Genomic DNA, 13,189 nt, shown 5'->3' on the forward strand with positions numbered 1-13,189 from the left:
GTCCCGGCCCGCGGCTGTCCTCCGCGTGCCGGGACCGCCCTGTTCAGGGGGCCTTGCCGTCGCTGCCGGTGAACCGGACCGGCAGCGACGGGGCGCGGTGCCGGGGGATCCGCACCGATTCCGGCGGCCGTCCCGCCACCGGCAGGTCATGCCCAGTGGCGGGCGGCCACAGCCGGGGTGGCCGCCGGGCCGCCAGGTCCTCGGCCCAGCCGAAGGCCAGCACCGCCAGCCCGGTCAGCAGCACCGCCGTGACCAGGGTGACCGGCTTCTCCATCCGGCCCAGGTCGTCCACGGTCAGCCAGGTGAGCAGTGGCCAGATCGCCGCGACGGCCAGGTTGTGCCACAGGTAGACGGTGACCGCGCGGGAGTTGAGCACCTCCACCGCCCGCTCCAGCGGCCGGAACCGGGACAGCGCCGAGACGTCCGGCTGCCAGCGCAGCACCAGCAGCACGAACGCCAGGGACCAGAGGGCCTGCGACTCGGGCACGTCGTTGAGGTCCCAGGGGTGTTCGTCGCCGGGGTGGCCGCTCTGCCAGTAGAGCGCGGCGCCACCCAGCACCGCCACGATCGTCAGCACCCGGCCGGGCCGCAGCCGGGCCAGCAGCCCGTCGCGGTGCGCGAAACCGGCGATCCAGCAGGCCCCGTAGGTGATCAGGTCCCACATCACCGCGTCCACCGGCTCCGGCAGTTCGAGGTTGCTCTTGTCGATCACCGCTATCGCCAGGACCGGGGCGGCCACCAGCAGCCAGGCGGCGCCGCCCAGGGTGCGCCACGCGGCCCAGAGCAGCGGTGACAGCAGCACGAACCAGAGGTAGGCGCGGATGTACCAGAGCGTCTCCCAGGCGTCGATGCCCGCCTCGCTGCCCGGCGGGTCGCTCAACGGCAGGACCCAGAAGATCAACTTCCAGGGGGTGTACGGGTGACTCCCGCCCTGCTCCAGCGTCCAGCCGGTGGCGATCATGGCCGGGACCGCGATCGCGCCGAGCAGCCACAGTGGGGGCAGCAGTCGGCGCAGCCGGGACGTGACCACCGGGCCGGCCGATCGTTTCTGCAACGACGCGGCGGTCAGGGAGCCGGCCACCGCGAACATCACGCCCATCGCCGGGAACACGATGGACAGCCACGGCCAGCCGAAGAGGTGATATACGACCACCCGGACGATGGCGGCGGCACGGAGTATGTCCAGGTATCGATTGCGCACCGGGGAACCGTAGCGACGGAATCGGTCCACTAGGGACCACCGGCCGGGCGGCAGATCCACCGGATGGGATTACCCCGACAGGGGGAGTGGCGCCGGAATCCTGTGCGTCTGTGCGACGTGTGTGCGTGACCGGGACCGGAGGCGTGCCGTTGGTCAGACGGCGAGCGCCCCGGACCGGCCGGAGCGCCCGAGCATAGGGATCGACATGCGGAAACCTCTGGTAGTGCTCGGTCTGGCCGTGGGTCTGCTGCTGGGTGCACCGGCCTGGGCCGGAGTGGATCCGATCGTGGCGTCCCGGACCGGGGTGACCGCCGACTCCGTCTCGTCGAGCCCGCTGGCGCCGTTCCAGCAGCAGGTGCTCGCTCTGGTCAACCAGAACCGCCGCCGGGCCGGTTGCGGGGCCCTCACGCTCGACCAGCGGCTGATCGCGGCCGCCAACCGGCACGCCGCCGACATGGCCCGGCGGGAGTATTTCGACCACGAGTCGCCGGGTGGCCGGGACGTCGGCGAGCGGGTCACCGGGGCCGGGTACTCGTGGAGCCGGTACTCGGAGAACATCGCCAAGGGGCAGGACAGCCCGTTCCAGGTGGTGAACGCCTGGATGGACAGCCCCGGTCACCGGCGCAACATCCTCGACTGCGCCCTCGACGAGATGGGCACCGGCTTGGCGGTGGCGTCCGACCGGACGACGTACTGGGTGCAGGACTTCGCGTCGCCCCGCTGACCCGGTTTCCCGGAGTGGTTTCGTCTCAAGCCGGTGGCTCCGGGTGCCGATGGCATACCGGTTTCGTGTCACCGCCCTTCCCCGGTACGTGATTTCTGGGGTGGCTGTGCTTCGATGTGCGGACATCAACTCCTGGGGAGGACGTTGTGGCAAGGAGACGGGTTACCGCCCGCCTCGTCGGCACCGTGACGGCGGTGCTGGTCGGCAGCGGGATCGGCGCGTTCGCGCTGACGCCGGCGAGCGCGGCTCCGGTGACCGCTGCCGTGACCACCACGGTGGTCACCAAGGCGGCTGCCGCGTCGTGCGCGACGGGCAAGTACCAGAAGCAGGTCGAGGGCTACCTCAAGAAGCTGGGCGGGTTCGGTGCGGTGACGGTGGACGGCAAGCAGTCCGCCGCCGACTGTGCCGCGATCGTGAAGTTCCAGAAGCGTTACGGGATCCAGCCCGCGAAGGGCCTGGCCGGCCCGACCACGGTCGACGTGGCGAAGCGGCTGGCGTCGACGAAGACGGCGGCCTGCAAGGCCAAGAAGTCGGGCACCACCTTCTGTGTCAACCTGACTCAGCAGACCAGCTGGGTCATGAAGAACGGCAAGGTGCTCTACAAGCCCACCATCGTCCGGACCGGGTACGAGGGGTACCGGACGCCGGCGGGCACCTACAAGATCAACAAGCGGACGAAGAAGGAATGGTCCGACCCGTACGAGGTGTGGCTGCCGTACTGGCAGCGTTTCATCGGCGGGATCGGGTTCCACCAGACCACGACCTACATCCACGACAAGTGGCGCGGGTCGCACGGCTGCGTGAACCTTCTCCAGGCCGATGCCAAGGCGTACTACAGCGTCGGCAAGATCGGTATGACGGTGAAGACGTTCGGGCGCCGTCCCGGCACCTGATCCCTCATCGTCTGCGGGCCGTCCCCTTCCATCGGGGCGGCCCGTTTCCGTGCCCACCGCATTCGGCCCGGCGGTCGCGGGGTGACCCCGCGCCGCGCGGACCCCGCGTGCGGGTACGGGACCGTTTCGTCGACCGTACGAGATAGGCGTTCTTGATTTTCGGCATAGAGTGGCCACTGTGCATCGCAGCCGCTCACGTGCAGTGATCATCGCCGGTGTCGTGCTCCTGGCATCGCAGACCGCCGTCTCGTGCGACGAGGAGACCAGCGCGGTCCGGCTGGGTAACGCCGAGGTCGCGACGATCGACGAGATCGTCGAGGCGCCCGGCACGGTGACCGCGCGGACCGCCGCCACCCTCACCGCGCCGGCCGCCGGCACGCTGGGTGAACTCCACGCCGAGCCGGGGCAGCGGGTCCGTAAGGGCGACGTGCTCGCCGTCATCGACTCGCCCGACCTGACCCGCCGCCGCGACGCCGCCCGCGAGGCCCTCGCCCAGCTGCCCTCCGGCTCGCCGGCCGGCATCGGCGGGATCTCCGAGTTCACCGCCGTCCGCCGGCGCACCGACGAACAGGCGGCGAAAGCCTTCGAACAGGCCCGCGAGTCCGCCGCCGCGATCGCCGACCCACAGGTCCGTAAAGCCCTGCTGGACCAGGTCGGCGCCGCCGAAGCCGGCTACCGGACCGCCTCGTCGGCGTCGGCCGCCGCCCTGCGGTCGGTGCAGAGCGGCGTCGCCTCCCTGGGCCGGGCGATGGGCTCGCTCTCCGCGGCGCAACGGCTGCAGGCCGAGCAGGCGTACGAGCTGGCCGACGCCGCCGTCGACGCCCTCACCCTGCGCGCCCCGGTCGACGGCGTGGTGCAGCTCGGCGGCCCGGCCCAGCCCGCCTCCGGGGGTTCCCTCGCCGGGCTGCTGGCGGGCGGCCAGGCCCCGGCGGTGGCCGGCGGTGCCGTCGCGGGCGTGGACCCGGCGGTACCCGAAGGCGGCTACCTGGCGGCCGGGACCCCGGTGGTGACCGTCGTCGACACCGGCCGTCTCGGGCTGACCGCCGAGGTCGACGAGACCGACGTGCTGCTCGTCGGCGACGGCATCGGCGCCGACATCGAACTCGACGCGGCACCCGGAGCGGTGTTCACCGCGAAGGTCCGGTCGGTCGACCTGCTGCCCACCACCTCGGCCCGCGGCGGCGTCTCCTACCAGGTGCGCCTCGACCTGGGCCCGCTGGAAAAAGGATCACCGACCCCTCGGCCCGGGATGAGCGCGATCATCCGGCTCAAGGTGCGCCAGGCGGCCGACGCGATCACCGTGCCCGCCTCGGCGATCGTCAGCACCGGCGGCCGGGAGAGCGTCTGGACCGTGCGCGCCGGGCGCTACGAGGCGGTTCCGGTCCGGCTCGGGGTGCAGGGCGAGGACACCGTGCAGATCACCTCCGGGGTGAACGCGGGGGAGCGGGTCGTGATCGCCGGAGCCGACCAGGTCACCGCCGGTGCGGAGGCGCCGTGAGCGCCATCGTCGCCACCGACGTCAGCCGGACCTACGAACTCGACGGCGTCTCGGTGCAGGCCCTGCGTGGGGTGTCACTGACCGTCGAACCCGGCGACTACCTGGCCATCATCGGCACCTCCGGCTCCGGCAAGTCCACCCTGATGCACCTACTCGGCGGCCTGGACCGGCCCACCGGCGGAACCCTGCTGATCGGCGGGCGCGACGTCTCCCGGCTCACCCCGAACGAGATGGCCGAACTGCGCAACACCACCATCGGATTCGTCTTCCAGTCGTTCCACCTGCTCGCCCGCACCACCGCCCAGGACAACGTCGGCCTGCCCCTGGTCTACCGCGGCGCCGGCCGCCGGGAACGCCGCGAACGCGCCACCGCCATGCTGGACCGCGTCGGCCTCGGCCACCGGATCACCCACCGGCCCAACCAGATGTCCGGCGGCGAGCAACAGCGCGTCGCCATCGCCCGTGCCCTGGTCACCGGCCCGTCCGTGCTGCTCGCCGACGAACCCACCGGCAACCTCGACTCGGCCACCGGTTCCGACGTCCTGGGACTGCTGGAGACGCTGGTCGCCGACGGGGTAGCCGTCGTCCTGGTCACCCACGACCGGGAGGTCGCGGCCCGCGCCCACCGGCAGATCCGGATGAAGGACGGGCTGATCGTTGAGACTCGCTGAAGCCTGGCGGGTCGCTCTCGACGCGCTACGCGCCAACCGGCTCCGCAGCATGCTCACCATGCTCGGCGTCATCATCGGGGTGGCCGCCGTGGTCGCTCTCGTCGCCATCGGCACCGGCACCAAACAGCAGATCGAGAACCAGGTCGAAGGCCTCGGCTCCAACCTGCTGATCGTCGTCCCCGGCCGCCTCGAAGCCGGTGCCGCGCCCACCTCGTCACCGCTCACCCTGGACGACGTCGACGTGGTCAACCGGGTCGTCGGCGACCGCAGCCGGGTCGCGGTCACCATCTCCTCCGGCGAGACGATCCGGGCCGGCCGCCGCAGCGGATACGCCAGCATGCAGGGCGTCTTCGAAACCACCCCGACGGTCTTCGTCCGACGGCTCGACCGGGGCGCCTACTTCACCCGCACCGACGTCAACACCGGCCGCCGGGTCGCCGTCCTCGGTGCCGGAGTGGCCGGCGACCTGTTCGGCGACCGTGACCCGATCGGCCGGCAGATCACCATCGGCGGAGTCCGGTTCCGGGTCGTCGGCGTCTTCGAACAACTCGGCCAGAGCCTCGGCGTCGACCGCGACGGCGAGGTCCACGTGCCGGTCACCGCCGCCCAGCGCCTGCTCGGCACCGAACGCATCGACGGCCTCGCCATCCGCGCCCCCGACCGGGAACGCATCGGCGAACTCTCCGCGGCGGTCGTCGCCGCCCTGGCCGAACGGCACCCCGACACCGACTTCTCCGCCGTCACCCAGGAACAGATCCTCGGCGTGCTCGGCGACATCCTCGGCGTCCTCACCGGGGTCCTGGCCGCCATCGCCGGCATCAGCCTGCTGGTCGGCGGCGTCGGCGTCTCCAACATCATGCTGGTCTCGGTCCGCGAACGCACCAAGGAGATCGGGCTGCGCAAAGCCGTCGGTGCCCGCCCCCGCGACATCGGCGTCCAGTTCCTCCTGGAAGCGGTACTGCTCACCACCACCGGCGGCGTCCTCGGCATGGCCCTCGGCGCCGGCACGGCGTTCCTGGTGGACCGGCTGACCCCGGTCCCCGCAGCCATCACCTGGTGGTCGATGACCCTGGCCTTCGGCGTCTCCGCGGCCGTCGGCATCGTCTTCGGCGTCGTCCCCGCTCAGCGGGCCGGCCGCCTCGACCCGGTCGTCGCGCTGCGGACTGAATAGCGTTGTTCAGTCCGCGTCAACCGCCCTGCTTTCCGGTGAGAGGGGCCAAGATCTCCGGAGACCTGCGGGGGTACGGACCCCAACCGTCCCGCAGCACGTGGATGTAGACGGCCTCGAGACAGACCCCGATCCGTTCGACCAGGTCGCTGTCCTCCTGCGAACCCAGCCGGATCGCCCGCGCGAAATGATCCAGGGCTTCCATGTGCCGCCCCTGATCGAAACAGCTCCGTCCGGCGTTCTCGTGCACCACACTGCGTACCGCCGGAGCCACCTCGGCCTCCACCGCCCGCTGGAACAGCCGGTCCGCCTCCATGTGGTCGCCCCGCAACCGCAGTACATGCGCCAACTCGGCCTGCGCGATCACCTGCGACTGCAGATCCTGCGCCGACTCGGCGTGCGCCAGCGCCAGCCGGCTCGCCGCGGCCGCCATCCCCAACTCCCCGAGCAGGCGGTACACCTCGGCCCGCACACTGAGCAGCCCCGCCTTGACGATGTTGTCGGCCTCGTCGGTCAGCGGGCCGTCCAGGCGCTCACCCAGCGCCCGCAGAGCGTCCCGGTCATCGACGACCTCACGCAGGGTCCCCCCGTCCAGCCGCCACCGGATCGCGGAGAGATCATCGGCGGTCAGTGGCAGATGCGGCGCCAGTTCCGGCCCCGGCTGGTCCTTCTGTCCCCGTTGTCCCGGCTGTCCCGGCCGTGGGGAGTCGGCCTTTCCGGCAGTGGTCTCGTTCTGTTCCTTGTGCTGACCGGTGCCGGCGGGCTGCTGCCCGGACGTGCCGTCGATCCCGGTCTCCCGGCCGTCCGCGGTATCCCGCTGCTCAGCAGTTACCGAGACATCCGCCGCGGCCCTGTCCGTGCCTGATCCGTCCGTGCGGGACTCATCCGGTGCTGACGCGGTTGCGTCCGGCCCGGTCTCGGCCGATCCGTTCGCTGCCGGGCCGGTGCCGGTCAGACCTTCAGTGATCTTCGCGGCGGTCGTCTTGGCAGCGGGCGCCCCGCCCCCGCCCTCGCCGTCACCATCGCCACGCACCGCGCCCGGCTCGTCGTCATCCGACACCTTGGTGACGAACCAGCCACTCCCGAACGCGCTGTCCCCCGACCGTCGCGGCTCGGTAGGCCCGGAATTCTCCAGCTGAGCGATCGGCCGAAGATTGTGCAGAGTCCCGTCCGGATCCATGTAGGGCATGTCCGCCGGGAACCGCTCATCCGGCCCGGCCGGCGGCTGGCTCTCCGCCTTGCCGGCGGCTTCTGCCTTGCCCGCGGCTTCTGCTCTACCCGCGGCTTCCGGCCGTTCCTGTACGTCATCCGCAGGCGGATTCGCGGCACTCTTGGCCCCGGCACGAGGCCAGTTGTCGATCTCCGCCCCGACACGCGGCCAACTACCGGTCCCAGCCTGAACACCGGCCGCAGCCTGCCCCGCACCCGAAGCCTCGACGCTCGCGGCCCCCGGAATCCCGGTCTGCGTAGTCCCCGAAGTCCCGGCACGCGCCCGGTCGTCCGTCGCGGGCCCGCTCTCGGCCGCCTGCCCGGGCCGGATGAGCGGGAACCCGATCTTCTCCCGCCCGGCCCCGTTCTCGCTGTCCGAGTCCCCGGACTCCGCCTTCTGCGGCCGGCCCGGTTTCGGCAGAGCGATAGTGGGCCGCTCGGTGACCGGCCTGAAGTCCGCGTCCTGCCCGTCCGTATGCCGTCCGTCTCCGGATTGTCCGTCCGCGTGCGGTTGGTCCTGGAGCCGTTCGTCCTCGAGCCGTCCGCCCGCATGCCGTCCGGTCGTGCCGGCCGGCATGCTCTCGCTCAGCCATCCGTCCAGGGTCCGGCCTTCTTCCGGCCGTCCCGAAACGGGCGCGGCCGTCGAACTGTTCTGCCCGGCCGTGGCCATGGGCTGCCGAGCATCCGGCCACGCCGCCCCCGGGGCGGGTGCCCCGGACCGGGGCATGACGCCGTCCCACACCGAACCAGCCTGCCCGGCCGAACCGTGCTGGTCTCCGCCCGAGGCGTGCGCGGGTGGCGCCGACCGGGGAGCGGTCCCAGCCTGCCCGGCGGAACCGGGCTGCTCTCCACCAGCGGCGTGGGCGGGAGGTGCCGACCGGGGAGCGGCTCCACCGGAGGTGGGCGTGACCGCGGTCCCGTCCCATCCGGTACCGGACCGCGGCATGGACCCGTGACGCCCGACACCACTCCACTCATCGGTAGGAGCGGCGTGTGCCCCACCGGCCTGACGCGCGGGCGGCGCGGACCGTGACACAGCCCCGCCCGAGGTGGGTGCCGATCCCGGCAGTCTTCCGTCCGGCGCCGGAACCGTTCCCGGCACATTCCCGCCGGAGGTGGGTGCGACCGCGCTTCCGTCCCAGCCGGTACCCGCCTGTGGCTCGGACGAGTGCCGTCCGTCCCCGCTCCAGCCGGCCTGAGGAGCGGCGTGCGCGCCTCCCCCGGACCGGGGCGTCGCCCCACCGGCGTTGTTCCCACTCCAGCCACTGCCCGACTGCGGCGCCGTTCCCGGCCCGGCAGGCGCGACGTTCCGCCCACCGTCCGGAACCGGTCCCACCTGGGGCGCGGTCTCGTTCCGTCCGACGCCTGATCCGGCGACCTGGGGTGCGGCAGTCTCCTGGAAAGGCGATGCCGATGCCGGCGTCGGTCTGTTCCATCCAGCGGCCGGTTCTTGCCGAACCACAGCCGGTTCTTGCCGAACCACAGCCGGTTCTTGCCGAGCCGCGGGCGGCCAGGCGTTCTCCGGCGCGGACGCTCCAGGCTGCGACCCTACGGCCGGACCCTGTCCCGTCGTCTGAGGGTTCTGCGCAGCGGGCGGCCAAGGCTCCACGCCCGGCCTTCCCGCTGCCAAAGGCATCCCACCCGGTGTAGGTGCCCCGCTCTGCGGCCGGTCTCCGGGCTGCACGGGCCGAGCGGCCGGCGGCCAAGCCTGTTCCGGCGCGGGATAGCCACCGGGCGGTCCCGCCGTGGCCGGTTGCCCCATACCGGGGTTCCACTCACCCGGAACCTGCGGCCGAGCCGGCGAAACCGGCCGAGACCCGGCCGGAGGCTGCGACGCGTCGGGAACCATCGCCCAGGGCCCGTCCCCCTCTTCCAGGAACACATGAGCGGTCCGAGGCGTCTTCCGCGAACGCTGCTGCGGAACGTCCGACCAGCCCTCACCCTGCGGAGCCCAGCCCTCATCACCACCGCGACGCCCGTCCGCCGGATGAGCCCAGCCCTCGCCGCCACCGTGACGCCCGTCCGCCGGTCCCGGATAGCCACCCGGAACACCCGGCACACGCCCGTCCTCACCGGGACGCCCACCAGCGATCTGACCGCTCTCGTTCGGCCATCCCGCTGAACCACGCCCGTCTCCACCGGCCCATCCACCGCCGACTTGGTCACCCGCACCCGGGCGAGCACCAGCCACCCGGCCATCCACACCAGCCGGCCCACCGGCCACCCGCCCATCGGCTCCGACCGGACCGCCGGGCGCGCGCCGATCGGCACCCGGAACAGTCCCGGCAGCACGGCCACCCTGGTTCGGCACACCGGCAGGGAACCCCGTACCGGCGGGCCAGCCACCACTGGAATCAGCCCGACCGTCGGGAGACGTCTCGGCCCATCCGGGTTGTTGCGGTCCGTTCGCCCCGGTCACCCGGGTCGGCGGCACCGGAGCCGGTGCGGCCAGGACACGCGGCGCAACCGGCGGCTCGGCCTTGACGACACGCGGCGCGGGAGGCGGTGCGGACTTACTGACAACCTTCGGCTGTACGGGTGGGTCAGCGCGCCGGACCACCCTCGGCCCGTCCGCACTCGTTCCGTTGTCCGGTCCGGTGCGCCCGGTGTTGTCGCCGACGCCGTGCGGTACCCGTCCCACGGAGCCCTCGGCCGGTTCGGCGGGCACATCGCCACCGGTGTGCCGCTGCCCGGGAACGAGCCGAGCCATGGCGGCCCGCCAGCCACCTTTGTGCCCGTCCTCGCGCTCCCCGGCCGCATGCCCCTGCTGCGTCGGATCGTGAGCCGCGGCCCCGTGCTGAACCGGCCCGTTCGAAGCCACTCCGTGCTGAACCGGCGCCTGATAAGCACCTGGATACGCCGCTGATCCCGGCTGCTCCGGCCCACGCTGCGCGGTTCCTGGCTGCGCGGATCCGTGAGCCGCCGGCCCAGGCTGTTCCGGTCCGCGTTGTGCGGGTCCCTGTGGTGCCGACCCGTATGCCGCCGGTCCCTGCTGTGCCGGACTGTGCTCCGCCGCGCCCCGATCCGCGCCTCCGCGCAGAGCCGCGTCGCTCTCCGGCTGCCCCGTCCCGGCGTGTCCCGGCTGCGCGCGGTCGGTCGCCTCCGGCGTGCGTTCGCCACGTTCCCACAGTTCACGGGCCGCCGCATGGTCGGCTGCCGGTGTCTCACGCCCGTTCGGTCCAGCCGGGGCGTCACTACGAGCGCCCCGGACCTCGCGAACGTTTCCGCCCTCAGGACCACCCGGAACGACCGGAGCACCCGGAACGACCGGAGCACCCGGAACGACCGGACCACCCGGAACGACCGGAACACCCACGCGTCCTTGCGGCTTCACCGCTTCGACCGTGGGCATCTCCGGAACGTCCACCGGACGAGCCGGCGCCTCGGAGCCGGTGATCCCGCGACCGTTCGCCGCCCGTACCGAATCGTCAGGCTTGTGACCCTCGTGGTTTCCGGCCACGGCGGGCTCGACGGCATCGCGAGCGCGGTCGCCGAGGTCGTCCGACACACGTGCCGCGATCCCCTGGTCCCGGCCGCCGTCCACCGGCTCCGGAGCGGCGCCGCGTGAATCACGCTGACCCGGGGTCCCACGGTCGCTGTCCGGGCGCTCACCGGTACCCGGCTCGGCGAACCCGCGAACGCCCCGGCCGTCGTCCACGACCTGGTCCGCGATGGGCCCACCCGGAGTCCCGGAGGGTTCCGAACCCACACGGTCGGCACCACCGGCGGTGACACGCCGGTCGTCCGTGCCGCGGTCCCCGACATCAGCCACCGGCCTGACACGGTCGCCAGCGTCGGCTGCGGGCCTATTGCGATCTCCTGCATCGACTACGGGCCTGCTGCGATCCCCGGCGTCCACCACAGGCCTGCTGCGGTCGCCAGCGTCGGCAGCGGGCCTGCCACGGTCCCCGGCGTCGGCGGCCGGCCGGATGTCGGGGCGGACCGGCGACGCGGTGCCGCGAACCGGCTGCGGAGTGTCGGTGCGCTGGTCGTCGGTTCCGGCGCTTCCCGGTACCTGGGCACGCCCGGTGACCGCCCGATCATCACGCCGTGCGGCGGGCCGGCGGGTGTCGGCGTCGTCGCGTCGCGGGCGCCGTCCGCCGACCGGCCGGATCGGGCCGAAGTCGTCGTCCTCCCAGGTCTGCGGAGCGCGTCCACGGTCGAACGGCGCGACGTCGCCCCGGGCGGAGCGGTCGGGCTCCTCCCAGTATTCGTCGGTACCCAGCTCGATGGTCCGCGGCTGGTCGTCGTTACGAATCGGCTGTTCGCCGCGTTCGATGGTGCCTTCGTCGTCCCAGAGTTCGTCGGCCCCGATCTCGACGGTGCGCCGTCCACGTCCACGGCGATCGTCCCGGCCGGGGGAGCGCCGGTCGTCGAGCTGCTCCCGCCGCTCGTCCCGCCGCTCGTCCCGGGGGTCGGCCCGATCCTCGCGGACCGGTTCCCGGCGCCCGTCGAGAACGGGTTCCCGATGGCCGTCACGGACCGGTTCCCGGCGGTCGTCGTGCGGGGCGCGCGGGTCGTACCCGGCCCAGCGCTCGTCGCTCCGGGCGGCCGGCTCGTCCCAGCGCGCGGGGGTGTCCTCCCGCGTGGTGCGGGGCTCCTCACGGCGGCGCCCGCGGCGGGACGGGGTCTCGTCCCAGCGCTCGCCGCGCCGGTCCCGGTCGTCACGGGGATCCCGGTCGTCCCGGCGGTCCCGGGCGGCGGGCAGATCCCGCAGATCGTCCCGGCGATCCCGGTCGTCCCGGCGACTGCGGTCGTCGCTCCGGACCCGATCATCCCGGACGTTCCGGTCGTCGACCCGGCCCCGGTCACCCCGGCGATCCCGGTCGTCACGCCGATCCCGCAGATCGTCACGGCCCTGCAGATCGTCACGGTTCCAGACATCGCCCTGATAGCGGGCGGACGCGTACCGGTCGTCAACACGGTCGTCAACACGGTCGTCGTCACGGCTCGAACCGGCCGTACGCTCATATCGATTGTCGCCGCGCGGCCCGGAGGCGCTGCGGCGAAGGTCCGGCCGAGCCGCCGGATCCACGATGGGGAAGTCGGGTTTGTCGAAGTCGACGCCCAGCTCGGGCCGGTTGAAGTCGATGTCGTCGAAGTCGTCGCCGACCAGGTTGTCGACGTTGGTGTCCACCGGCACGAAGTCGGGTTCGTCGAGCCAGCTGGGCCGCGCCGAGTCGAAGGAGGCTTTCCGCTGCCGCCGGGCCGCGAGCTCGTCCTCGGACATGCCGCTGCGGCCGCGCGTCGGCATGACGGCGTCCGGTACTTCACGCTTGGTGTAGTGCCGCTCCTGAATGACCGCCGAACTAGGCATGATCGAGTACTCGTCGTACTCGTCGGCCCAGTATTCGTCGTCCTCGTAGCTCATGACGAGGCTCCGAACCGGCCGGGGGAGAACCCACCGCCCCGATGCCGCATGGAAGCCACCGTCCTCACCCTGTACCACCTCCGCACACCGGTGCCCGCCCCTCGCGCTCCGGATCAACGCCTGCCACGTGGTGGATGTGGAAGGTTAACCACGGATTTGCGCAGTGCGCCACCGCACCGCGGGCCCCCGTCACCGGCCGCGCGGACACTCCGCGAGCCTCGATCACACCGGCGCCGCAGTTCGCCGGAAGTACGCGATCACCCGGGTATACGTCCGGAAAGCCCTCCCGGTTCAATGGTTTGAGCAGTGACTATGACAAAGATCCCGAAGAGCCGCCGAGGCCCCCGGAACGGCCGCTCCACCCAACGCGAACCGTCCCCGACCGGTCACGTCCCAGGTATCGGCTTAAGAATTTTTTAAGCTTCTTTTCAGGCCAGCTAAGAACTTGCGGTTG

At 72.3% G+C, this 13,189-nt stretch carries 7 protein-coding genes; 5 read left to right on the plus strand and 2 right to left on the minus strand.

Annotation, left to right across the window (positions count from 1 at the left end):
• Positions 1-43: 43 nt before the first annotated feature.
• On the minus strand, positions 44-1,201 hold the full coding sequence (locus tag BLU81_RS01540) for an acyltransferase family protein (RefSeq protein WP_092556440.1): 1,158 nt from the start codon (positions 1,199-1,201) through the stop codon (positions 44-46).
• Between the two features lie 205 nt (positions 1,202-1,406).
• Here BLU81_RS01540 and BLU81_RS01545 point away from each other — a divergent pair, with 205 nt between their 5' ends.
• The 5 genes from BLU81_RS01545 (at position 1,407) to BLU81_RS01565 (ending at position 6,158) form a co-directional block, all read left to right on the plus strand.
• Positions 1,407-1,925, plus strand: coding sequence for a CAP domain-containing protein (locus BLU81_RS01545; protein WP_092540914.1), 519 nt, complete (start codon positions 1,407-1,409; stop codon positions 1,923-1,925).
• 146 nt (positions 1,926-2,071) lie between these two features.
• Entirely contained in the window at positions 2,072-2,818 is a 747-nt protein-coding gene (locus BLU81_RS01550) for a L,D-transpeptidase family protein (RefSeq protein ID WP_092540916.1), read from the plus strand.
• A gap of 178 nt (positions 2,819-2,996) precedes the next feature.
• The gene (locus tag BLU81_RS01555; protein WP_092556442.1) at positions 2,997-4,316 is read left to right on the plus strand and encodes an efflux RND transporter periplasmic adaptor subunit; all 1,320 of its coding nucleotides are present in this window, start codon (positions 2,997-2,999) and stop codon (positions 4,314-4,316) included.
• Positions 4,313-4,987 carry an ABC transporter ATP-binding protein gene (locus BLU81_RS01560; protein ID WP_092540918.1) on the plus strand — a complete coding sequence of 225 codons (675 nt, stop codon included), beginning with the start codon at positions 4,313-4,315 and terminating at the stop codon, positions 4,985-4,987. The genes BLU81_RS01555 and BLU81_RS01560 overlap by 4 nt, the downstream gene beginning before the upstream one ends.
• Positions 4,974-6,158, plus strand: coding sequence for an ABC transporter permease (locus BLU81_RS01565; RefSeq protein WP_092540920.1), 1,185 nt, complete (start codon positions 4,974-4,976; stop codon positions 6,156-6,158). The genes BLU81_RS01560 and BLU81_RS01565 overlap by 14 nt, the downstream gene beginning before the upstream one ends.
• Positions 6,159-6,174: 16 nt before the next feature.
• Here the strand turns inward: BLU81_RS01565 and BLU81_RS01570 are convergent, their stop codons facing one another.
• Positions 6,175-12,735 carry a hypothetical protein gene (locus BLU81_RS01570; RefSeq protein ID WP_092540922.1) on the minus strand — a complete coding sequence of 2,187 codons (6,561 nt, stop codon included), beginning with the start codon at positions 12,733-12,735 and terminating at the stop codon, positions 6,175-6,177.
• Between the last annotated feature and the right edge of the window lie 454 nt (positions 12,736-13,189).

This window comes from Actinoplanes derwentensis (assembly GCF_900104725.1).
In the GTDB taxonomy this organism is placed as follows: Bacteria; Actinomycetota; Actinomycetes; order Mycobacteriales; family Micromonosporaceae; genus Actinoplanes; species Actinoplanes derwentensis.

What these genes read in the sequence shown, in the direction of transcription:
- BLU81_RS01545 (WP_092540914.1), top strand. Translation starts at nt 1,407, where the DNA reads ATGCGGAAACCTCTGGTAGTGCTCGGTCTGGCCGTGGGTCTGCTGCTG.
- BLU81_RS01570 (WP_092540922.1), bottom strand. Translation starts at nt 12,735, where the DNA reads ATGAGCTACGAGGACGACGAATACTGGGCCGACGAGTACGACGAGTAC.